General features: G+C 67.3%; 19 protein-coding genes. 8 read left to right on the forward strand and 11 right to left on the reverse strand.

Translation table 11 applies throughout. The annotated features are described in order from the left end of the window. Positions 1-364: 364 nt before the first annotated feature. Complete coding sequence (locus ACFY3V_RS33125) at positions 365-748, forward strand: hypothetical protein (RefSeq protein WP_389778989.1); 384 nt, start codon at positions 365-367, stop codon at positions 746-748. Between the two features lie 417 nt (positions 749-1,165). Here ACFY3V_RS33125 and ACFY3V_RS33130 read toward each other — a convergent pair whose 3' ends face one another. From ACFY3V_RS33130 to aceE, 4 genes are all read right to left on the reverse strand, one after another. Beyond that, positions 1,166-1,759, reverse strand: a complete 594-nt coding sequence (locus ACFY3V_RS33130) for a hypothetical protein (RefSeq protein WP_362903569.1) — start codon at positions 1,757-1,759, stop codon at positions 1,166-1,168. 434 nt (positions 1,760-2,193) lie between these two features. Continuing rightward, positions 2,194-3,399: a barstar family protein gene (locus tag ACFY3V_RS33135; protein WP_389778992.1), complete on the reverse strand. Its 1,206-nt coding sequence runs from the start codon at positions 3,397-3,399 to the stop codon at positions 2,194-2,196. A gap of 453 nt (positions 3,400-3,852) precedes the next feature. After that, positions 3,853-4,032: a hypothetical protein gene (locus ACFY3V_RS33140; protein WP_362903580.1), complete on the reverse strand. Its 180-nt coding sequence runs from the start codon at positions 4,030-4,032 to the stop codon at positions 3,853-3,855. A 413-nt stretch (positions 4,033-4,445) separates the two neighbouring features. Beyond that, positions 4,446-6,905: a pyruvate dehydrogenase (acetyl-transferring), homodimeric type gene (aceE, locus tag ACFY3V_RS33145; RefSeq protein ID WP_389778994.1), complete on the reverse strand. Its 2,460-nt coding sequence runs from the start codon at positions 6,903-6,905 to the stop codon at positions 4,446-4,448. A gap of 60 nt (positions 6,906-6,965) precedes the next feature. On the opposite strand from aceE, the gene ACFY3V_RS33150 reads away from it, so the two are divergent. Both ACFY3V_RS33150 and ACFY3V_RS33155 read left to right on the forward strand, forming a co-directional pair. Then, complete coding sequence (locus tag ACFY3V_RS33150; protein ID WP_389778996.1) at positions 6,966-7,577, forward strand: GntR family transcriptional regulator; 612 nt, start codon at positions 6,966-6,968, stop codon at positions 7,575-7,577. A gap of 508 nt (positions 7,578-8,085) precedes the next feature. Next, positions 8,086-8,565, forward strand: coding sequence for a hypothetical protein (locus tag ACFY3V_RS33155; RefSeq protein WP_389778998.1), 480 nt, complete (start codon positions 8,086-8,088; stop codon positions 8,563-8,565). Positions 8,566-9,029: 464 nt separating this feature from the next. On the opposite strand, the gene ACFY3V_RS33160 is transcribed toward ACFY3V_RS33155, so the two are convergent. Continuing rightward, positions 9,030-9,806, reverse strand: a complete 777-nt coding sequence (locus ACFY3V_RS33160; protein ID WP_389779000.1) for a MerR family transcriptional regulator — start codon at positions 9,804-9,806, stop codon at positions 9,030-9,032. Positions 9,807-10,117: 311 nt separating this feature from the next. Then, positions 10,118-12,412 carry an MMPL family transporter gene (locus ACFY3V_RS33165; protein WP_389779002.1) on the reverse strand — a complete coding sequence of 765 codons (2,295 nt, stop codon included), beginning with the start codon at positions 12,410-12,412 and terminating at the stop codon, positions 10,118-10,120. A 52-nt stretch (positions 12,413-12,464) separates the two neighbouring features. On the opposite strand from ACFY3V_RS33165, the gene ACFY3V_RS33170 reads away from it, so the two are divergent. Further along, positions 12,465-12,716: a hypothetical protein gene (locus tag ACFY3V_RS33170; RefSeq protein WP_362903592.1), complete on the forward strand. Its 252-nt coding sequence runs from the start codon at positions 12,465-12,467 to the stop codon at positions 12,714-12,716. Positions 12,717-12,930: 214 nt separating this feature from the next. Here the strand turns inward: ACFY3V_RS33170 and ACFY3V_RS33175 are convergent, their stop codons facing one another. Then, entirely contained in the window at positions 12,931-13,920 is a 990-nt protein-coding gene (locus ACFY3V_RS33175; RefSeq protein WP_389779004.1) for an NAD-dependent epimerase/dehydratase family protein, read from the reverse strand. Between the two features lie 442 nt (positions 13,921-14,362). Between ACFY3V_RS33175 and ACFY3V_RS33180 the strand changes: the two genes are divergently transcribed. The 3 genes from ACFY3V_RS33180 (at position 14,363) to ACFY3V_RS33190 (ending at position 17,425) form a co-directional block, all read left to right on the forward strand. Continuing rightward, positions 14,363-14,977, forward strand: coding sequence for a TetR/AcrR family transcriptional regulator (locus ACFY3V_RS33180; RefSeq protein WP_362903596.1), 615 nt, complete (start codon positions 14,363-14,365; stop codon positions 14,975-14,977). 208 nt (positions 14,978-15,185) lie between these two features. After that, positions 15,186-16,046 (forward strand): alpha-amylase family glycosyl hydrolase, encoded by an 861-nt coding sequence (locus ACFY3V_RS33185; protein WP_389779007.1) that lies wholly within the window; start codon positions 15,186-15,188, stop codon positions 16,044-16,046. 38 nt (positions 16,047-16,084) lie between these two features. Further along, the gene (locus ACFY3V_RS33190) at positions 16,085-17,425 is read left to right on the forward strand and encodes a flavin-containing monooxygenase (RefSeq protein WP_389779009.1); all 1,341 of its coding nucleotides are present in this window, start codon (positions 16,085-16,087) and stop codon (positions 17,423-17,425) included. A gap of 231 nt (positions 17,426-17,656) precedes the next feature. Here ACFY3V_RS33190 and trpS read toward each other — a convergent pair whose 3' ends face one another. From trpS to ACFY3V_RS33205, 3 genes are all read right to left on the reverse strand, one after another. After that, complete coding sequence (gene trpS, locus ACFY3V_RS33195; protein WP_389779011.1) at positions 17,657-18,637, reverse strand: tryptophan--tRNA ligase; 981 nt, start codon at positions 18,635-18,637, stop codon at positions 17,657-17,659. 356 nt (positions 18,638-18,993) lie between these two features. Further along, complete coding sequence (locus ACFY3V_RS33200) at positions 18,994-19,494, reverse strand: GtrA family protein (protein ID WP_362903604.1); 501 nt, start codon at positions 19,492-19,494, stop codon at positions 18,994-18,996. Between the two features lie 212 nt (positions 19,495-19,706). Beyond that, entirely contained in the window at positions 19,707-20,123 is a 417-nt protein-coding gene (locus ACFY3V_RS33205) for a DoxX family protein (RefSeq protein WP_389779014.1), read from the reverse strand. A gap of 139 nt (positions 20,124-20,262) precedes the next feature. Here ACFY3V_RS33205 and ACFY3V_RS33210 point away from each other — a divergent pair, with 139 nt between their 5' ends. Further along, positions 20,263-20,838, forward strand: coding sequence for a TetR/AcrR family transcriptional regulator (locus tag ACFY3V_RS33210; protein WP_389779016.1), 576 nt, complete (start codon positions 20,263-20,265; stop codon positions 20,836-20,838). Positions 20,839-21,041: 203 nt separating this feature from the next. Here the strand turns inward: ACFY3V_RS33210 and ACFY3V_RS33215 are convergent, their stop codons facing one another. Further along, complete coding sequence (locus tag ACFY3V_RS33215; RefSeq protein ID WP_389779018.1) at positions 21,042-21,458, reverse strand: glutaredoxin family protein; 417 nt, start codon at positions 21,456-21,458, stop codon at positions 21,042-21,044. Positions 21,459-21,680 lie beyond the last annotated feature (222 nt).

Consider the following 21,680-nt stretch of genomic DNA (forward strand, 5'->3'; position numbering starts at 1 on the left):
ACAAGGGGGACAGCTGTTTTTATGAGCGTTTTCTGATGGTTTCACGGCGCCTCGGTCAGTCCGCAATAAGGGATCACCCGCCGGCCGTAATCCGCGCCTGGCCGATACCCATTTCACCGACGAGCAGTGCGTCCGTGCTCGGCGCAACCATCGAGGCCACCGCGGACCGGCATCGGCGGACGCCCTGGATCACGGTCAAGATCCGTTGTTACACCGCCACGCGCCAGTGACTCAAAGCCTTCAAGGGAAGCCACAGAGCAAGATCACGGCCATCGGTTCCTCGCCTCAACTTCCCGCGTGGGGAGGTTCGCCGACGGTACACCGGGCCGCGCGTGCGGACCCCTCGGCGCGCTGTTGCCTCGTAGTGGCCGCGTTCACGGCCTGCTCGCTGGCGGCGATCGCGGCCGCGGCCGTGTCCTGGGCGATGGCGGCGTGTCGGTCGGTGAGCGCCGCCCGCCAGAAGGCGGCCGGCCAACTCGCCGTCGAACGAGCCCGGACCGAGCAGGCCGACGCCAAGGCGCCCCAGGTGCGCGAGGAACTGGCCGCTCAGATGGAGGCCACGCGTACCGAGTTGGCCACCGCTCGCGCGCGGGCCGACGCCGTACGCGAGGCGCTGACCCACGGGCGGACCCGGCGAGCCGCGGCCGAGGCCGCGCTGCGCGTAGTCCCGCAATGGGCAAGCTGTAGTTCTCGCACAGTTCTGTGCCCCGAACGACCGGCCAGAAAGGGGGTGCGCGGGGGCGCGTAGAGGGGGCGCCGCGCGCCCCCCTTGATTTCCCGTTCTTCCAGGTCGGCAGAGGTGCCCGGAGGAGTCGGCAGGGGACCGCTCATATCCACCCGATTCTCGGCGAGGACTACGGCAACTCCTACCCGCCCCGACACATTCGGGAAACGATCACTTTCCATACGGGAAGCGATCTTCCAAGGCCCCTGATCCGACCAGGTCACGCACACTCGTGGACACCCCACAAGATCGAAAGGTCCGGTTCCAGTCATGGAGTCGGACCTTTTCGCTGTTCAGGTGATGTGCAGGTCGTTGGTGGCCGCGATCGCGCGGTGCGGTGTCCGCTGAGGACTCCGAGGCTGGAGTCAGCGAAAAGTCAGCGGACGTTCTCGGAGCGGGTGAGCCGCCCCACCGTGACGAGGAAATCGGCCTGTGACTGGGTCAGGCACCAGGGTTGTCGAGGATGACGACGGGGACGTCCACCACATCCGGCCAGTCGCTCTCGAAGCCCAGGCCGGTGGCCGCCTCGATGAAGGCGAACGCCGCGCTGCGCTTGCCGGAGTAGTCCTCCGGGTCGAGGCCGTCGAGCATGGTACGGAAGCCGGCCAGGATAGTTGGATCGCCTTCCTCAACGGCGTACTGGGCGGAGAGAAAGTTGCGCATCCGCGCTCTGATCTCGCCGCTGGCCGCGTGGAGGATCGTGTAACCCCCGTTGAAGTGCCAGGTCACCATCCACACGCGTGACTCCGCGCTGAGTGCGGTGAGGACGCGGTCGGACAGGCCGAAGCCGTAGGCGAGTTCGAGGAAACCCCAGGTTCCCTCTCCCCTGGAGACGAGGAGGACGGGGCGGTTCTCATCCCCGGCCTCTTCTCGGGGATACTCCATGACGCGCTGCTCGGGGGCGAGGCCGCCGTTCAGTCGTCGCAGGAGGTCGTCCACAGTGATCTCTTCGTTGAGGGGTTGCACGACGGTCCAGGAGAGTCCGTCCTCCAGCCACTGATGCTGCTCGAAGAAGCTGCGGTAGTAATCGATCACATGATCATTGTGAGGGAAGCCAGAGACGGAACGCGCCCATGTGGTGCTTCTTTTCGCCGTCATAGCCCTTTATGGGGCGAGAGGCCGAAAGACCCGACTCCAGCTCGTGGAATCGGGCTTCACCGTGTTCGGGCTATGTGGCTGATTCGTCAACGGACGATTGTTGATCCATGGAGAGGACCTTTGGGAGGAGGCCAGGGAGAAGTCAGCGAATACCGCGCGAGCCCTGTTGTTGCGGTCGCGTGAGGCGTGCGTGTAGCGGTTGAGCGTGGTCGAGATCTGCTCGTCGACAACAGGTGTGAGTCTGGGCTCTTAACTCGGCTTCAACCTTTGATCTTCGTTCTGCCCTGTTGGCACTGATGGCGACTCATCGCGCATGGCGGACGGTGGTGAGGGCATGTCGGCTCGAACGACAAGAGGCGGCCAGTGTTGAGTCAGCGGAGCTCGACCTCGATGTCGTGCTCGGAAAAGATCTCCAGGAGGTCGTTCAATTCGACGCTCGGCCCCCAGTCGAGCAGGCGGTGGTCCGGCCGGTCATAACCAGGGATGAGAAACCGGCGGGCCACGTCGGAATGGTGCCAGACCAGCTGGAACGGGCCGGCGGCGCCCCATCCGTGGTCGAGACAGTCGTCGAGGGTGCTGAGGTTCCAGCCGAAGTAGCCGCCGGGACCGTTGATCGCCTCGCCGATGGCGCAGTAGAAGGCGTCGATGTCGGTGACGAAACGGCCGTCGAGGTGATAGGTCGTTCCAGCCGGTTTGTCAGGCAGGTCCTGAAGACGGTGACTGGCTGCCAAGCCGGGCCATTCGTGCCGCATCAGCCGGTCGTAGCGTGCCCACAGGTTGGGCTCGGCAGGGCCGCCGTCGTACCACATCTGGAAGATTTCGCGGGCGCCCCTCGGCAGTGGTTCTTCCATCCCGTCGTCGAGGGCGATGTCCAGCAGGCCGTCGCCTGACCTCGACGGGCAGACCGAGACGACGGTGGCCGACAGCACCCCGGCCCCTCCGGCGATGCGTCCGTCGCGTTGGATGGCCACGACGGACGCTGTGATCCTGCGTCCCTCGACAATCCCCGGCAGCGGTGCTTTGGGACGGAAGCCGATCAGCGTCACCGGCCGAACGGGCGTAGTGGGGCGCTTGCGGAAGACTCCGGCGACATCCAGGCACTCGCCGAGCTCCTCGTTATCAAGCGCAGCCAGGCGGAAGCCCGTCACATCAGGCTTCTCTTCTGGCAATCCCCATTCCGGAAGCAGTCGTATGTATCCGCGTAAGTCGAGGTCCACCAGGCCCGCCCGCGTTGCCGACGGGCGTTGGTTGACCACGGTGATGTCGATGAGCTCTTCATCGCACGTACACCCATGCTCATGCTGTCGGCACGTGGCGGGCCGTTGCTGCGGTCGGTGGACGGGAACGAGGGCGATGCTGGGCAGCCACGCCCGCTCGGTCCCTGTATGCCGCAGCGCCTTCAGCAGCGGACCCGCCGGATCGCAGCCGAGCAGACTGAAGATCTCGGGTGGGGGGACGGGCTCAAGGTCCACGAAGAGCCCGTCGATGTCGTGGCAGACGCCCGGCATGACGTCTACCTCACTGGTGTAATCGTCCAGCAACAGCCACCGCGCGCCCGACAAAGCGGAAGTTGTCATCGCGACAGATCTTAATGCTGGAGAACCGATGGGCACAGCTGGGCGGCGCTATGGCGGAGTCAGCGAAAAGTCAGCGAACCCGTCGATACAGGAGCGCAGCAGAGATCAACGGACGTCGCTGTCGCGGCACCTGACGGCACCGGATGGCATCCGGCGACCAGGAGCGGTACGCCCCACCGGGGTTCGCATCGAAGGGGGCAGGGGTTCGAATCCCCTCATCTCCACCAGGTCAGAGGCCACTTCCGAGAGATCGGGAGTGGCCTTCTGCGTTGCTGGGTGACCAACTGAGTGACTATGGGTTGGGGAGGCGCCGTCCAGGCAGCGAACGGAGTCAGGTTTTTGGCTCAGCTGTGTGGCGGCCGCCTCGTCAGGTGTAGGAACTCAAGTCCCACCTCCGCACGATGCCGTCATCGGTGACGGCGATCGGTTGATCGTTCACCTGGCCGACCGCGGCTACGGGGGCGATGGGGTCGATGGGGTCGGTTCCAGGTTCGCCAGTTCGCCGAGGAGTTCATGCGTGGTCAGGTCCCACACCCGCACGATCTTGTCATAGCCGCCGGTGAGGGCGATCGGTTGGCCGTCGACCTGCCCGACCGCTACCGCATGAACGGCCTCTATGCGGCCGGTCGTCAACGCGCCGCTGGGTACGCGCGTGGTCGAATTGAGGTTCCCCCCGCATCCATCGGGCTCGATGCCGTGGGCCGACGAAGGATGCCTGCGGCGGCGATCGCCCCAGCCTGCACGGGAGCCTGGCCACCGCCGGCGATCGTCACGGCCTTGTCAGTTCCTCGAACAGGTGTCCAGGAAACGTTTCAACCGAAACACTTCCTGGACCACATGCTCCTGGTGGTCATTTGCGATGGCGACCGTTTCGGCCGAGACGCGTTTGGACGAGTGCTCATGCAACGTGTCTTACATGCCCGACGAGATCATCTGCTGCTGACCTGCGGGAACGGGGCAACAACTCCGGATGATGCCGGTGTCGTCCGCGCGAGGGTGGACGACACCCGGACAGCTCGGCCGCAGCGGTGGCGAAGCCGGGCCGGTCATCTCCGGCCGGTCTCCTTGACGGACTTGAGTACGGCGTCGGCGATCGAACGTGGGTCAACGCCGAAGTGCTCGCGTACGGACTCCCGGGTGCCGGAGAGGCCGAACCCGTCGGTGCCGAGGGAGGTCCACGGCCGGTCGATCCACGGGCTGATCTGATCCGGCACGGCGCGCATCCAGTCGCTGACCGCGATCACCGGGCCCTCGGTCCCGACCAGGGCCTGCCGGAGGTAGGGCACTCCGGTGGAGGTCATCGCGTCGCGGCGCAGTTCGCTCCACGAGGTGACCGACCAGACGTCGACTCCCACGCCGTGCTCCTCCTGGAGCAGCCGCTGCGCGGCCAGTGCCCAGTGGATCGCGGTGCCGCTGGCGAGCAGGTGGGCCTGGCCGCCGCCGGAGGAGTAGCGGTAGATGCCCTTGAGGATGCCCTCGCGCACGCCCTCGGGCATCGCGGGCTGGGGAAGCGGCTCGTTGTAGAGGGTGAGGTAGTAGAAGACGTCCTCGTCGTCGGGCCCGTACATGCGCCGGAGCCCTTCGCGCACGATCTCCGCGACCTCGTAGCCGAAGGCGGGGTCGTAGGCCAGACACGCGGGGTTGGCGGAGGCGAGCAGCTGGGAGTGCCCGTCGGCATGCTGCAGCCCTTCGCCGGTCATCGTGGTCCGTCCCGCGGTGGCGCCGATCAGGAATCCGCGGCCGAGCTGGTCGGCCAGCGCCCACATCTGGTCGCCGGTCCGCTGCCAGCCGAACATCGAGTAGAAGATGTAGAACGGGATCATGGCCTCGCCGTGGGTGGCGTAGCTGGAGGCGGCGGCCGTGAACGACGCCATCGATCCCGCCTCGGTGATGCCCTCGATCAGGAGCTGGCCGTCGACCGCCTCCTGGTAGGACAGCAGCAGATCCCGGTCGACCGACTCGTAACGCTGGCCCAGCGGAGAGTAGATCCTGGCGGTGGGGAACAGCGACTCCATGCCGAAGGTCCTGGCCTCGTCGGGCACGATGGGCACCCAGCGGCGCCCGGTCTCCGGCTCCTTCATGAGGTCCTTGACCAGTCGGACGAAGGCCATCGTGGTGGCCACCGGCTGCTTGGACCCCTTCTCCAGGGACTGGAACGGCCGCTCGGCCGGCGCCGGCAGCGGCTGGTGGGAGACGGTTCGGCTGGGGATGGGTCCGCCCAGGGCACGGCGGCGCTCGGCCACGTAGCGGACCTCGGGCGAGTCGGGCCCGGGGTGCAGGTACGGCGGCAGGTCCGCGTCGAGTGCCTCGTCCGGCACCGGCAGTCCGAGCCGGTCGCGTAGCGCCCGGAACTCGTCCTGGGTGAGTTTCTTCATCTGGTGGTTGGCGTTGCGCGCCTCCACGCCGGCCCCGAGGGTCCACCCCTTGACGGTCTGTACGAGGATCACCGTCGGCGCGCCGTGGTGGTCGAGGGCCCGGCGGTAGGCGGCGTGCACCTTGCGCGGCTCGTGGCCGGCCCGTGAGCCGCCGACGATGCGCCGCAGGTCCTCATCGGAGTACGGCACGTCCAGCCCGTGGAACAGATGTTGCCTGATGTAGGCCCCGGTCGAGGTGGCGAAGGTCTGGAACTGCCCGTCCGGCATCTCGCCCAGCCGGGACACCAGCTCGTCCGAACCGAGCAGCCCGTCCCATTCGGCACCCCACAGTGCCTTGACGACGTGCCAGCCCGCGCCCCTGAAGACGCCTTCGAGCTCCTGCACGATGCGGGTGTTGCCGCGCACCGGCCCGTCGAGCCGCTGCAGATTGCAATTGATCACGAAGGTCAGGTTGTCCAGCCCTTCGCGGGCGGCCAGGGTGATGGCCGCCGTGGACTCCGGCTCGTCCATCTCGCCGTCGCCGAGGAAGGCCCATACGTGGCTGAGCGAGGTGTCCTTGATGCCGCGGTTGTGCAGGTAGCGGTTGAACCTGGCCTGGTAGATCGCGTTGAGCGGCCCGAGGCCCATGGACACCGTGGGGAACTGCCAGAACCCGCGCATGCTCCGCGGGTGCGGGTACGACGGCAGCCCGCCCTCGGGCTCGCGCCGGAACAGGTCGAGCTGGCCCTCGGTCAGCCGTCCCTCCAGGAACGCGCGGGCGTAGATGCCCGGGGACGCGTGGCCCTGGAAGTAGACCTGGTCATGACCACCGTGGAAGAAATGGTTGAACCCGACCTCGTACAGCCAGGCGGCCGAGGCATAGGTGGCCAGATGGCCACCGAGGCCGAGCCGGCTGCCCCTGGTGATCATCGCCGCCGCGTTCCACCGGTCGTAGGCCGCGATCCGCTCCTCCAGTTCGAGGTCACCGGGGTAGCCGGGCTCCTCCGACGTCGGCACGGTGTTGATGTAGCGGCTGCTCGTGGCCAGCCGCTTCAGCAGGTACTCGGCCCGTTCGGGGCCTGCCGCCCGGCGGACCGCCTCCAGCGATTCCAGCCATTCCGCAGTCTCCTGCGGGTCAATGTCCTTCTCCATGCCACCATTAAACACCCTATGATCGATCATCGGGTGTTTACATCTGCCATCATGGGACCCATGAAACCTGTCATGCGGCTCCCGCTCCGTGATCAGATCCGGCAGGCCGTACTCGACGGCCTGATCAGCGGCCGATGGGGGCCCGGTGACCGCGTGGTGGAGCGGCGCATGGCGGCGGAGCTGGGCGTCAGCCAGGCTCCGGTGCGCGAGGCGCTGCGCGAGCTGGAAGCGCTCCGGCTCGTCGAGTCGTCGCCGCACAAGGGCGCACGGATCCGCCGGCTCACCGCGACCGACCTGCGCGAGATCTACGAGGTGCGGGCGGGCCTGGAGGAGACGGCCGTGCGGCTGCGTTATCCGCCCGTCGAGGCGCTGCGGGTCCACCTCGCCGGCCTGCAGCAGGCCGCGGCCGCCTCCTCCTTGGTCGACCAGGTACGCCACGGCGTCGCGTTCCACCGCGAGATCGTCAAAGCCTCGGGCAATGACGTGCTCCTGGCGGTGTGGGAGTCACTCGGCATCGAGGTGTGGACGCACCTGTCGATACGGCTGTTCCGGATGCGGCCTTGCGAGAACGCCGCCGACCACGAGCCGCTCATGGCGGCGTTCGAACGCGGGGACCCCGACGCGGGGGCTCTGCTTCGCGACCACATTCTCGGCTACGCACCGCTCAACTGACCACATCTGGTCTCCGCTCCTCGATCTCGATGACGTCGTCCAGTGCACGTATCGACGGCACGCTTGACCGGGCACCAAGGCCGGCGTGGGCGTGACAAGCAGCTGGAAACGGAGGACGGCAGCTTAAGCAGGGCCTACTCCGCCCGAGAGTCCTGCGCCGGGCTCGCCGGAGCGGGGCCCCTGGCGAGCCGATAGTCGATCAGTTCCTCGGTGGACTGTAAGCACTGGGAAACGATCATTGCGTGTTCGGGAAGCGATCATCGAGCCCTCGGATTCGCGCAGCTCAGCCGTACTCGTGAACGCCCCACAAGATCGAAAGGCTCGGCTCCTGATCATGGAGCCGGGCTTTTTCGCTGCGCCATTTCGTTCTCACCAGCCCGTCTGTCAGGAGCTTCGTTGCGCCATTGGGCGAACACCGCACCCGCGATCATGATGTGACCGGACAGACCGCCGCCTGGGATTAAAAGGCCCATCGTGCGACATTGCTGAGGGCACTATGGTCTCGATCATGAAAAGGGTGCTCGGCTGGTTGTTGATGGCGGTCGCGGTTTTCCTGGTGATGGCCGGTCTCGCCGCTGCTCCCCTGATCTTCGGGATCGGGGAGCACCGGAGAGCCTGCGGCAGGTACTACGACAGCATCGAAGCCGCCTTGGCGCCGTTCGACATCCTGGACGCCGCCCCTGCTGGTGTCACCTCGGACGGAGAGCGTGACCGTGATTGCACCGACACCGACGACCACCATGCCACCATCAGCCGTTTCTATCGCACTTCAGGGCAGCACGGCTCGCGAGAGAACATCGAGTCCTTCTATCGGGACCTCGCTCTGCGTAACGGCTGGAAGCTCTCCTCCGGTGGGGACCCCGCTGCTGAGCCGAGGTGCGTGGTCAAGGAGGAGCCCATGGGTGCAGAGGTCAGTCTCGAAGTCTGGTTCGACCCGGAGTCGAAGGACACCTCGTACATAGTGAGTGCGTCCACCTGGCCCTGTTGAGGCGATCACGATCAGGTCATCGACCCGAGCGCGGGGGACTCGACCTCTTCCCCGTTTCTCCGCTGTAGAAAGTGGAGCTCAATGGGAGCGAGCAGAGCGGCCATTTGCGTATCAGCGATCGTCACAGACGCACGACAGCCCACAAAATGGGGGTTTGACTTCCGCTGGACCCTCATGAATCAGAGTCAGCGAAAAGTCTGCGAGCCCGCTGTGAGCTTCCCCTTGGCCCGGACACCGGCCTTGGGGGAGAGCCCCGCGACACGCACCGTTTCGGCCGGTTTTGCCCCCGTGCAGATGCTCCTGGACCGGCGATGCCGATCGGGCTGTGCCGACACCGGGATGCGACCCCGCCGTCTTCGGATCGTCCTGGGCGAGGCGGCGTGCTGCCGTCGCCCCGCCCGCCGTGAATCAGGGATCAGGACGTGGCCGAAGACCGTCCGCCCAGGTGCCGGGCCAGGAAGCGCTCAAGCGTGCGGTACAGCTCGATGTTGCTGTCCGAGTTGACGAACGTCGGGCCGGGCCAGCCGCTGCTGTACCCGGCGCAGAACACGGTGCTGCACGGGCCTGAGAGTCAGTTCGTTCAGTTCGTCTATCAGCGCCAAGGCCTGCGCGTCGAGCGGGGACAGAACGGCCAGTCGCGCCATCACCGGCTTGAGGTGTGCGACCAGCTCGTCGATCAACGATGCGACCTCGTCGTCCGGGGTGTCAGGGGCGAGGGCGTAGAAGCGCGCCGTCAGCGGCGCGGATGTGGCCATGACGTCATTCGCCGTGCCGAACAGGGCGGCGGCTCCTGCCGGGCCGTCGTTGCCGAGCAGGTGTCCGAGCAGGATGAGCTGTTCGTGCTCGTAGCGGGCCATGTCCGCCGGTATCCCGGCCGCCGGGGCAGAACGCCATGCCGAAAGCTCCGGCGGCAGGTCGGGTGGGGCGCCGCTGCGGCGCAGCGCGGCGATGCCGACCCGGCGGGCAGTGAGCCGTTCGATGTCGGCGGCGGCTTGGCGATCGAGCTCGTCGAGCAGCTCTTCTGCGGCCGCCGGATCGTCCAGCACCGCGGGCAGTGCGGACAGCGGTACGCCGAGAGCGGTCATTCTCGTGATGCGCAGGAGCCGGACGAGGTGGCCGACGTCGTAGTTCCGGTATCCCCCGGCCGAGCGTGGTGGCTCGGGCAGCAGCCCGATCTGGTGGTAGTGGCGCAACGTGCGGACGGTGACGCCGGCCAGTTCGGCGAGCTCACTGCTGAGCATTCGGACGGCTCCTTTGATTCCAGGCGCGTGAGACGATCACAGCCGGCAGCACGAGGCTCCGGCGACGCCGACCCCGGCCAGGACCGTGGAGCCGTACTCCGCCGTTGCGACGCGAGATGGGAGACGACGAACAGGTCCTGTTCGAGGGGCATACGACCAGGAGAGACTCTGACGTTACGTCGGAGTCAAGGGTGGTCACGACCGACGTCCTGTAGGCGTCCTGCCAGGTGGGGGGTGAGGTAGCGCCGGTCCTGGCGGAGCCTGTCGTTTCGCGCCACGAGTTCGGCCGCGTCCGCCTTGAGCTTCTTCCGTCAGGTCCGCGCTTGGTCGGAGACCTCGGTGACCGTGGTCTCGCCCGAAGGCGCGGGCGTCTGGGCAACGTCTGCCAGGCGACGGTCGAGCCCTTCCCCTTCGACATCGAATGACGGCAGTCGCGACTCGAGCCACTTCGGCATTCGCCATGCGTTCTCGCCGAGGAGTTTCATCACCGCGGGCACGAAGGTCATACGCACGACGAACGCGTCGACGAACACGCCCACGGCGAGTGCCAGCGCGATCGGCTTGATCGTCGCATCCGCGCCGGGGATGAACGTCGCGAAGACGGCGAACATGATCAGTGCTGCCGCGGTGACGATCGGTGCCGAGCGGAGGAATCCGTGCGTGATCGCTGCCTGCGCACCCGTGCCGTGGGCGTGCTCCTCTTTCATCGCCGAGACGAGGAAGACCTCGTAGTCCATGGCCAGCCCGAACAGGACGCCCAGCGCGATGATCGGCATGAAGGTGATCACCGGTCCCGTCTGCTCGACTCCGAGAGGTTCCGCGAACCAGCCCCAGGAGTACACCAGCGATACCGCGCCGAACGCGGACCCGATGGTGAAGAGGAAGCCCACGGTCGCTTTGACGGGCACCCAGATCGAACGGAACACCATGGTCATGAGGATGAGGGACAGGATGACGATGAACGCGATGTACGGCAGGAGCGCATCGGCGAGCAGGGCGGACACGTCGATCCCGGCAGCCGTGTACCCGGTGACGGAGAGGTCGACACCGTGCCCGGACTCGATCTCGACGGCGAGGGCGCGGAGAGATCGGACGAGGAGTTTCGTGTCCTCGGATTCCGGTGCGCTCGCCGGGATGACCGTGATCAGGCCGGCCGTGCCGTCGGCGTTGGGCACGGCCAAGGGCACGTCGGTGACGCCCTCCAGCTCGCCGACCTTCTTCGCGATGTCGGCCATGACCTCGATCGGATCCGTGTTCGCCGCGATCGGGCCGGTGAGAAGGAGGGGGCCGTTGAATCCGGGCCCGAAGTGCTCGGTGATCAGGTCGTAGGTCTCGCGCACGGGAGAGGTCACGGGCTCGCTGCCGGCATCCGGAAGCCCCAGCTTCAGATCCAGCGCCGGGATGCTGATGAGGCCGACCGATGCGATGACGAGAGCGACGGTCGTGCGGGGCCGTGCGGTGGCGAGTCGCACCCATCCCCCGAAGAACCTCCCGGAGACGCTCGCGTGCGGCATGACTCCCGGGTCCGGCCGGTGCGCTCGCCGCCGCGAGGCGGCGCGTCGCTCGATGCGGAGGCGACGGCGAGCGAGTCCGCGGGCAAGCAGGGGCGACGCGAAACCCATGAGCGCCGGCGCGAGCGTCAGAGCCGCCACCACGGCGATTCCGACGGCCGCCGCCGCCGCGAAACCCATCGCCGTCAGGAACGGGATGTCCACGATGACGAGGCCGACCAGCGCGATGACGACGGTGAGGCCCGCGAACACGACGGCCGATCCCGCGGTCGCGACGGCGCGGGCGATCGACTCCGCGGCCCCCATGCCATCTCGCAGGTGTCGCATGTGCCGGAAGAGAACGAACAACGCGTAGTCGATCCCTACGGCGAGGCCAAGCATCATCGCAAGCACCGGCGCCGTCGACGACACATCCACCAGTGCCGTGGCGACCTCGATGGCGGTCAAGCTCACGCCGACGCCGATGGCCGCAGCGAGCAGCGGAAGACCGGCAGCGACGAACGACCCGAAGGTCGCGAGGAGGACGAGGAAGGCCAACGCAAGGCCGAAAATCTCGCCCGCCGAATCGTGCGGGAGCTCTACCGCGCCCAGGGCTTCGCCGCCAACGGCGACTCGCGAGCCGTCGTTCAGCGCGCGCTCCGTCCGCTCGCCGACATCGACGATGCTCGCCAACGTGGCATCGGCGATATCAGCGCTCGCCTGAGAGAACTGCACCGGGACGAGAACAGCGCGACCGTCGCCCGACAGATGTCCCGCGGCGAACGGGTCGGAGACAGACGCCACGCCCTGAACGCTCTCGATCGCAGCGACCGCGTCCGCGATCTGCCGCTGGACAAGCGCATCGTCCGCACGTTGCCCGGGCGGTACGACAACGATCATCTGCGCCGATGAACCGCTCGCCTCCGGGAACGACACGGCCAGGTCGTCCATCGCCCGCTGTGCTTCCGTGCCGGGGATCTTGTAGCCCTCGACTAACGGACGCGCGAATCCGGACGATCCGACGATGAGTGCGGCCAGCGCGAGCACCCACAGTCCCACGACCGTTCTGCGGGCATGAAAGGACCATCGGCCGAGGCGATAGAGCAGTGCGGACATGAGGTTCTCCTCCTATGGTGTGTTGTGGAAGTGGGTTCACAGCCACTCGTCGATGGCAGCGATGTGGATGGTGGTGCTCCTCCTCGGCGCAACCGGCCGGGGTTGGCAACTCGCCTTGCCGGAGGCGCTGCCGGTCACCCTCCGCGACAGCGCACGGGGTCGGCGCCGGCTCGAGATCCGCGCGCGCACCGAGGCGGACACGCGGCGACTCATCGTGCAGGGACTGAGCCGGTTGGGACGGCATCCCACCGTCGAGTTGGAGCTGATCGTGCTTCTGCTGCTGGTCTCGTCGACCGGATCCTGACCGACATGCTGCTTCGGAAGGCGCCGCCGGAGACTTTCTCCCGCCGAGCGGGCCGCGACATCGCGACGCTCCTGCCGCACAGCTCGGAGTCGGGGTCGTAGCCCGGTCGGCTCAGCGCACCCCGCGGATGAAAGCGAGCACCCCCGTCCCCAGGACGGTGGCGATTATCCCCAACACGAGGAGTTCCACATGGCCGCCTCGATCGGCGCCATCATCAGCGCACGACCGGCATGTGCTCGTCGTACCATGCGGCGGCGTCGCGGATCGCCGCGTCGAGGTCACCGGGGTGGTAGTCGAGCTCGGTGCGCGCGGCGCTCCAGTCCGACGCTTGCGGAGAGGACAGGTACGCGGCCATCCCGGGATCCATGTCCGGTGCCCGCTTCGTGAAACCAGCGGCGAACTGCGCGACCGTGCCGTAGGTGAACAGCACCGCGCGAGGCACCCTGATGGGGCCGCGAGGCGCGCCGACGAGCTCGGCGATGCGGCTGAACATGTCGAGGTACGTGCGGTTCTCGCCGGTGAGGTTGTATCCGACGCCGGTACGGCCCCGCTCCGCAGCCGCGACCATGCCGTCGGCGACGGCTCGCACGTCGCAGAATGACGAAGTACCGGCCGGCGCGAACGTGAGCTTACCTGCCTGGAGGTCGCGGACGACTCGGCCGAGCTGAAGCGTGTGGTCGTATGGCCCGATCATGAAGCCCGGGTAGACGACCACCACGTTGAGTCCCCTCGGGATACGGGCCAGGGCTTGTCGCTCTCCCTCCGCCTTGGTGTCGGCATAGTCGTATCCGATCCCGAAGAACGACCGGTCGCCGGGGCGCTCCGCAAGGGGGGAGCCGTCGCGGTTGTACCCGTGGACGTCGAGGGTGCTCGTATGGACGAAGCGTTTCACTCCGGCGGCCACGCTCGCGTCGGCCAGCATTGCCGTGGCGTCGATGTTGACCCTGCGCCTGCGCGCGGCAAGACGACTCCAGGTCGAGGTGTCGCCGGCCACGTGGAAGACCCAGTCCTGCTCCGCCACCAGTGCGGGAAGCGCAGCAGGGTTGAGCAGATCGGCCGACTCCACACGGATGGGCAGGTCCTCCAAGTAGCGCGTCGTCGATCCCGGCGCCCCCGTCGCCACCACCTCGTGCCCGCTCGCGACGAGACTTCGTACGAGGTTGCTGCCCAAGAAACCCGTGGCACCCGTTACCAGACAACGCATTCTTCCTCTTTCCGTGCTCATAGCTGTGAGTCGAGCTCCGCCGCGATGGCGCGGTGGGCCTCCGCAGTCGGGTGACAGGGCATCGGACCCCACTGCCCCGGGAACCCGGGGAGCGTGTACCTCGGCACCCACGGACCCTCCGAGCAGACGTCGTGGATCTACGAGAGGGCTGGAGCATGGAGCAGTTCGACGTCCTCGCTCGCCGCGACTGTCGCGGTGAGGTCTCGCAAGCGCGCTGGTGCCTGTTTCGGTCTCATGTATCCGACTCCCGGGTCGGTGGACTTCGGAGGTCCCATGAAGGTCCAGTGCCAAGTGGGAGAACCGTAGCACAAAATATCCAGTTGGATATTTTTGGATGTGCTCGCGGAATACGATGGACCGAGTGTGGCGACGGAGGGCTGGGCATGCCCCACCTGGGAAAACCGGAAGGAATGAGGAGAACGTGACGAAGCAGTCCGATCGGGGCCCGTACGCGAAGAGCGCGCGCCGGAAGCAGGAGATCGTCGACAAGGCGCTCGATGTCTTTCACGAGCTGGGTTCGGATCGAACATCGCTGCGGTCGATCGCGGACTCGCTGGGGGTGACCCACCCCGTGCTCCGCCATCACTTTGGTTCACGCGAGGAGCTGTTTCTCGAAGTTCTGCGGCAGGCCGATGCCCGGGCGCGCGAGCAACTGGCCAACGAGAGCAGCGAGAACCCCGCCGTGTTCGCCGCCGCCATGGCCGAGTTCAGCTTGCGTCAGCCCGGGATGATGGCGCTCTACAACGCGATGATCGCCCGGGCGCTCGAGCGGGAGAACACCTACTCGCGTGCGTACTTCATCGATCGCTATAACGGTCTGCGCGGTGACGTCACCGCACTCCTCATCGCCGGACGCGCCGCCGGCGTCGTTCGCGACGACATCCCCCTTGAGACGATTGCCGCCGTCATCGTCGCCGCGAGCGACGGCTTGTCCACGCAGTGGCTGCTCGACCGGAGCGTGGACATGTCGGCCGGCATGAGCGTCCTCGGCCGGCTTCTCGCCCCTCCAGGCAAGGCCGACACCGCCGGAGAGTGACCGGAAACCCCACATCCCTTCGAGGGGGGATGCGGGGTTTCTTCGTGCTTTCGCATGTGGTCGGCGAGACTTGGCTTGAAATTGTCCACTCGGATATTTTCGTGTTACCGTCTCTACCAGCTGCCGCCCCCTGCGGCGCTCTGGCCGACTGGAGCAGCGCATGTCGTCCCATCCCACACCCGCGGCAGATCAGGCGAGACCGTCCCGCATGTCCGACCCGCCCTTGTTCGCCGTCGCCGAGGCGTGGGTGAAGCCTCACCGGCGCGTTCGCTACGCCAGTGCCACCGGCCTCGGCCAGGCATTCAACTTCGACCTGCTCACGGCGCCGTGGGGTGCACCCGCGGTCAGGGCGATCGTCCAGCACAATCTTGATCTGGCCGCCCGATCCGGCAGCTCGAGCACATGGGTTTTCTCGAACCACGACGTCGTGCGACACGCGAGCCGCCTCGCCCTCCCCGATGGTGCCGATCCCCGACTCATCCCCACCTCGACCCCGGACACCGTCGCTCTCGGTCTGCGGCGCGCCAACGCCGCGACACTGCTCTCTCTCGCCCTGCCCGGCAGTGCCTATCTCTATCAAGGCGAGGAGCTCGGCCTGCCCGAGGTGACGGACATCCCGCCAGGCCAATGGCAGGACCCGATGGCGCGCCTTGAGGACGGCGTCGCCATCACCCGAGACGGCTGCCGAGTCCCGCTTCCGTGGATTACCCAAGGACCGTCGTTCGGCTTCGGCGAGCAGACCTCACATCTGCCGCAGCCCGAGTGGTTCGGTGCGCTCTCCGTCCAGGCGCAGACCGCCGCCCCCGATTCGACCTTGTCGCTGTATCGCACCGCGCTGCGCCTCAGGCGGGATCTGCAGTGTGACGAGTCGATCGAGTGGATCGACCTCGGCGAGGACATCATCGCGTTTCGGCGCGCCAACGGATGGACGTCGATCACGAACTTCAGCCACGATCCGATTCACCTTCCCGAGGGGAGCGTACTGATCAGCACCCAACCGGTGACCACTGACAGACGTATCCCCGGCAACGCCACGGCATGGCTCCGAGCGGGCACGACCGCCGCGTAACCGCCCCCAAAGCGCTCCCGCGACAACCGAGGAAGAGCATGACGACCCCCACGCCGATTCCCACGACAGACCTACCTGTGGTCATCATCGGCGCGGGCCCCGCGGGGCTCGCCGCCGCCCGCGCTCTCCTGGCACGCGAGATCCCCTATGTCCAGCTCGAACGTCACACCGACGTCGGCGGGATCTGGGATCTCGACAATCCGGGGACTCCGATGTACAAATCCGCGCATTTCATCTCATCGCGAGACAAATCCGGCTTCTTTGATCATCCGATGCCGCAGACGTTCGGCGACTACCCGAACCGTGCCGAGATCCTCGACTACACGCGATCCTTCGCCGACGCGTACCGGCTTCGCGACCGGATCCGATTCAACACCTGCGTCACAACCGTGACGCAGAACGACGCCACCGGCGAGTGGACGGTCACGACCGACAGCGACCGCATCCAGGCGGCAGCCATCATCTGTTGCACGGGCGTGACATGGGACCCGAAGGTGCCTGAGGTCTCCGGCGCCTTCATCGGGGAGACGCGCCACTCCGTGACCTACACGGATCCCCGGGAGTTCGAGGGCAGGCGCGTCCTCGTCGTCGGCCTCGGGAACTCGGGCGCCGATATCGCATGTGATGCGGCGGCACACGCCGACAAGGCGTTCATCAGCACCCGCCGCGGGTATCACTTCATCCCCAAACACATCATGGGCAAACCGTCGGACACATCCGAACACCTGCCGATCTGGGTTGAACGCCTGCTCTACAGGACCGTCTCGCCGATCATGATCGGCGACGTCCGCCGGTGGGGACTGCCGCGCCCGGATCATAAGCTCTTCGAGTCACACCCGCTCATCAACACGCAGCTCCTCCACTACCTGCAGCACGGCGACATCACCGCGAAACCCGGCATCTCCCGATTCGACGGCAAGGACGTCCTCTTCACCGATGGCAGCCGCGAGGAGGTCGACCTCGTCCTGTTCGCCACCGGCTACAACATGTCGATCCCCTACCTCCCACCGGATTACATGGAATGGGCGGGAGGTAGACCCAAGATGTTCCTCAACGCGTTCGCTCGTCGGCCGGGGCTGTTCGGAATCAGCTATATCGAGGTGAACTCAAGCGCGTACACGCTGTTCGACCGGATCGCCCACCTCATCGCCGAGCATCTGGCCGACACCCGATCGAACCCCGATCGCATCAGATCGTTCCGACACATCGTGGAGTCGGAAAGCCCCGACCTCTCGGGTGGCATCAGATTCGTAGGCAGCGACCGGCACGCCACCTACGTCGAGGTCCGTGCCTACAAACGCGAGCTCCGCAGAATCGCACGCAGAATGGGGTGGCAAGACCTCACCCCCGGACGCTTCAACGCGTTCCTACACCCATGACCCGAACTTCGGCCTTCCGACGACGGTGGTGCTGGACAGCGCCCATGTTGTCTTGCGCCCAGCCCTTGCCCCGTACCGCGACCTCCGCCGGGGCCATGGCAGGAGACCGGTCGCCGGGTGCGACGCCGCGGCGGCCGGCTGGACGGCCCGGCCGGCGACGGCGCATCACGACGGCCTCCCGCCCGGGGCGTCGTCGGCTACGCGGACGGCCGGATCCCCGCACTCACCGGCTCATCCGGGGAGCAGACCGATCGCCGCCTTGGCCTGGCGTACCTTCGCGCCGGCCGGTCCGCGGGCACGGTCGGCACCGGCCCGCAGCACCGCCTGGACATGCCGCGGATCCTCGGCCAGTCGCAGGTAGCGGTCCCGGAGAGGGGTGAGGGTGGCCACCACCGCGTCGGCGACCGCTTCCTTCAGCTCGCCGTACCGGTCGAACCGCCCGGCCAGCCGCTGAGGCTCGTCGCCGGTGCAGGCGGCCAGGATGGCGAGCAGGTTGGATACTCCCGGTTTGTGTTCCGGGTCGTAGCTCACCACGGTGTCGGTGTCGGTGACCGCACGCATCACCTTGCGCCGCAGGACGTTCGGCTCGTCGAGCAGCCGAAGCACCCCCGCCGCCGAGGGGGCCGACTTGCTCATCTTGTCGCCGGGTGACGTCAGGTCCATGATGCGGGCGGCGACCGGCGGGTTGACCGCCCGGGGGACGGTGAAGGTGGGGCCGTAGCGGGTGTTGAACCGCTGGGCGACGTCGCGGGCCAGCTCCACGTGCTGGCTCTGGTCCTCGCCGACCGGCACCTCGTCGGTGTCGTACAGCAGGATGTCGGCGGCCATCAGGATCGGATAGGTCAGCAGTGACATCCGGACCTGGTTCTGACGGCCGGACTTCTCCTTGAACTGGATCATGCGCTGGGCCTCGCCGTACCCGGTGGTGCATTCCAGCAGGTAGTGCAGTTCGGCGTGCTCGGGGACGTGCGACTGGACCAGGAACAAAGACGCGTCGGGGTCGGCGCCCGCGGCCAGCAGGATGGTCGCGAACTCCAGCGTCCGCCGCCGCACCTCGGCCGGATCATGCTCCAGAGTCAGGGAGTGCAGGTCGGAGATGAACACCACCGTGTCCGTGACGGCCTGCTTGGCGACTATCGGGGCGATCGCGCCGATGTAGTTGCCCAGATGCAGGTCGCCGGACGGGGTGAAGCCGGTGAGTCGTCGTGGCATCGGTTTGGCTCCCTCGGAATCGGGAGGCCGCCCTGGCCGGGCCACCGAGGTGCGAACACACGAAACGGCCGCCCGAACCGGGCGGCCGCGTTGTCAGGTACGCGGATGAACGGTGCCGCCCGTCAGGGGCGCCACCAGCCAAGGAACAAGAAAATCGTCCGCATGCCGAGACCGTACCATCCGGCGGGCGGAGATCGCAGTCAAGCCGACGATGATCCTTGTGCGGACCCGCCACACGGGCCGAGTCCGGGAAACGAATCATGGCCGGCGCGGGAGGCGATCTTTCAAGCCTCGCTTCGACCGCGGGTCGTCCCTGCTCGTGAACACCCCCGCGACGGCTTCTGGATTCGCCGTCGTCAAGCCGCCTCTTCCGTGGAATCGGGGGTGGGAGTCAGTCGCACGTCGCCGGACCGGGCCTCCTCGTCGGGGAAGACCCACTTCCGGAACGCCCAGAAACGGAAGACCATGGCGATCAGCGTGCCGATGACCTGCGCGCTCACGAAGTCGGCGATCTCCTGGGTCACCAGGCTCACGTCCGGGGTCTCCAGCAGGAACACGTATCGGGAGATCCACAGCGGCACGGAGCTGAGCACCAGACCGACGCCACTGACCAGGAAGAACAGCGCCGCCTCGTGACGGCGCTCGCGACCGCCCCTGGTCCGGAACGACCATTCACGGTTCAGCACGTAGGACACGATCGTCGCCACGAGCACCGCGATGACCTTCGCGGTCACCGGCTTCGGCTCCAGAACGGTCAGCTTCAGCCCATAGAACACCGCGTTGTCCGCCAGGAACGCTGTTCCGCCCACCACCGCGAACTTCAGCAGTTCACGGTGCTTCAGCGCGAGTGCGTGCAACGGTCCCGGTAATCTGGCGAGTACTGCTTTCGCTGTTCGGAGCACCCCCGATCTTCTCACCGGTCGGACACCCCGGTGACAAGATTTACGGACACGGCCTATCCGGCTTCGCCGTCACCGATCGCGCTCAATCCTTGGCGTTCGCTCACGCTTTTCTTGGCGAAGCACGACACATTCCGACGCCGAGGGTTCCGGATGGACACCGGCCGCCGTCACCCGCGCGGGGCGATCGGGGCCAGGCGATGGCGGCCCCAGGCGACGAAGAGCGCGAGTGCGAGGAGCGCGACGTTGAACGCCACGTCCGTCTCCCCGCGCGAGAGGTGGAAGACGATCGCGGACACCTGGAGCGCGACGCAGCCGAGCGCCGCCAGCGGGGTCAGCCCCGGCTTGACGCGGGTGAGCGCGGGCAGCAGCACGCCGATCCCGCCCAGGATGTCGAACGCGGAGGTCGCGTAGAGCAGCGCCGGAGGCGTCTCCCCGACCCAGGGGAAGATCTCGGCGAGCTGCGCTCTCGGTGTGACCAGCTTCCAGACGCCGCCACCGGCGAAGGCGAGCGCCAGGAGGCCCTGGGCGGCCCAGAGGCCGAGGTCGAGCTTTTTCGAACGGTTCCGCGGGGTGGTGGTTCTCATGACGCCTCTTCCGATGTCGACGGCAGGCGGTGCGCTGTGGTGCGCGCCGCCGGTCACTTAATATGCCGCATTGGAAAGTACTGTACAAGGTGTTCAGAAGTTATCTCTTGGTGTGGGAAGCCGGATAGGATCGTTCGACATGGAGCAGGGGGAAGCGGAGGGGATCGATCCCAGAGTCCTGCGGACGCGCCGCGACGTCGTCGAGGCCGCGACGCGGCTCTTCCTCGAGGAAGGGTGGAACGCGGTGACCCATGCCGAGGTCGCACGCCGATCCGGCTACTCCAAGGTGACCGTCTACGCCCACTGGCCGACCCGCCTGGACCTGGTGCGGGCCTCGGTCGGCCGGATCTGCGACGCGGTCGATCACCCGGAGCCGACCGGCGACCTGCGGGCCGACCTGATCGCCGGGCTGACCGACTTCGCCGAGGACCTCGCGGACGGGCACCTCGACCGCGTCCTGGGAGGTGTTTTCGAGCGCTCCGGGAGCGATCCGGTCGTGGACGAGCTGCGTCAGCAGCTCTACGAGGCGGGCACCCGGTCGCTGGAAGCGGTCCTGCGCGCCCACCTGCCGCCCGAGGACGTCGAGTCGTCCCTCGCCCTGCTGGTGGGCGGTGTGCTCGTCCGGGGCGTCTTCCAGGCCCGGCCGCCGTCCAGGGCCTTCGTCGAAGACCTCGTCGATCGGGTCATCGCGCCGGGTCGCCGGAAGGTGATCTGACGGGAGCGATTCAGTACGACTCGGTCGACCTCGCCGTCACCGGCTGATTTCGGCGAGTGCGAGTGCGAGTGCGCGGCTCGCGCCGTTTTTCGACGACCGGCTGACGCGACTCCTCGGCGACGTCCCGGTATCTCGCGGCCGGCTGGGAAGTCCGAAGGCGCCGCCAGGTCAGGCGGCATGTCGAAACGGACGGCCGCGACCTCTCAGGAGGGCGGTTGCGCGCGCACCCATTGAGGATCGGGGTTGACGTGCGGCTTGCCGGCCACCACCACGGTCGGCACCGTCTCGTCGCCGCCGGTGGCCGCCCGGACCGCCGCGGCGCCTTCCGGATCGCGCCAGATGTCGACCCAGTGCATCCGGTAGGCGTGGCGGCCGAGCCGGATGCGCAGCCGCAGGCAGAAGCGGCAGCCGGGGCGCCAGTAGACGATCGGGCGGCCGTCGGCCTCGCTGCGGCGTAGCGCTTCCGCCGCGCCGATGGACTTCGGGAACATCAGCGGGGACAGCAGGACGGCCCCCAGCAGGAACAGCAGGAGCGGTGCGACGGCGGCGCCCGGGGACCCCTGGGCGGTCTGCCGGGCCGCTGCGGCGAGTCCGAGTGCCAGGAAGAAAATCGGTAGCATCCATCGGCGCAGCATGTGATGACGCTAGCGCACCGGACGGAGGCGTCGGCGGTCGAGGGCGGTGGCGGCGGGCCGGCCGGGGGCGTCAGTGATCGGCAGTGGTAGCGGCGGGTCGGCAGCGAGAAGAAGATCGCGATAAGTAGGCAGCAGTGGCCAGGGCCATCACTGTGGCGTGCTCGGCGATCCTCGCCGCATTGGACCTGCCTGCCCCGGTGGTGTCAA

The sequence above is a fragment of the Streptosporangium sp. NPDC000095 genome (assembly GCF_042899335.1).
Lineage (GTDB): Bacteria > Actinomycetota > Actinomycetes > Streptosporangiales > Streptosporangiaceae > Streptosporangium.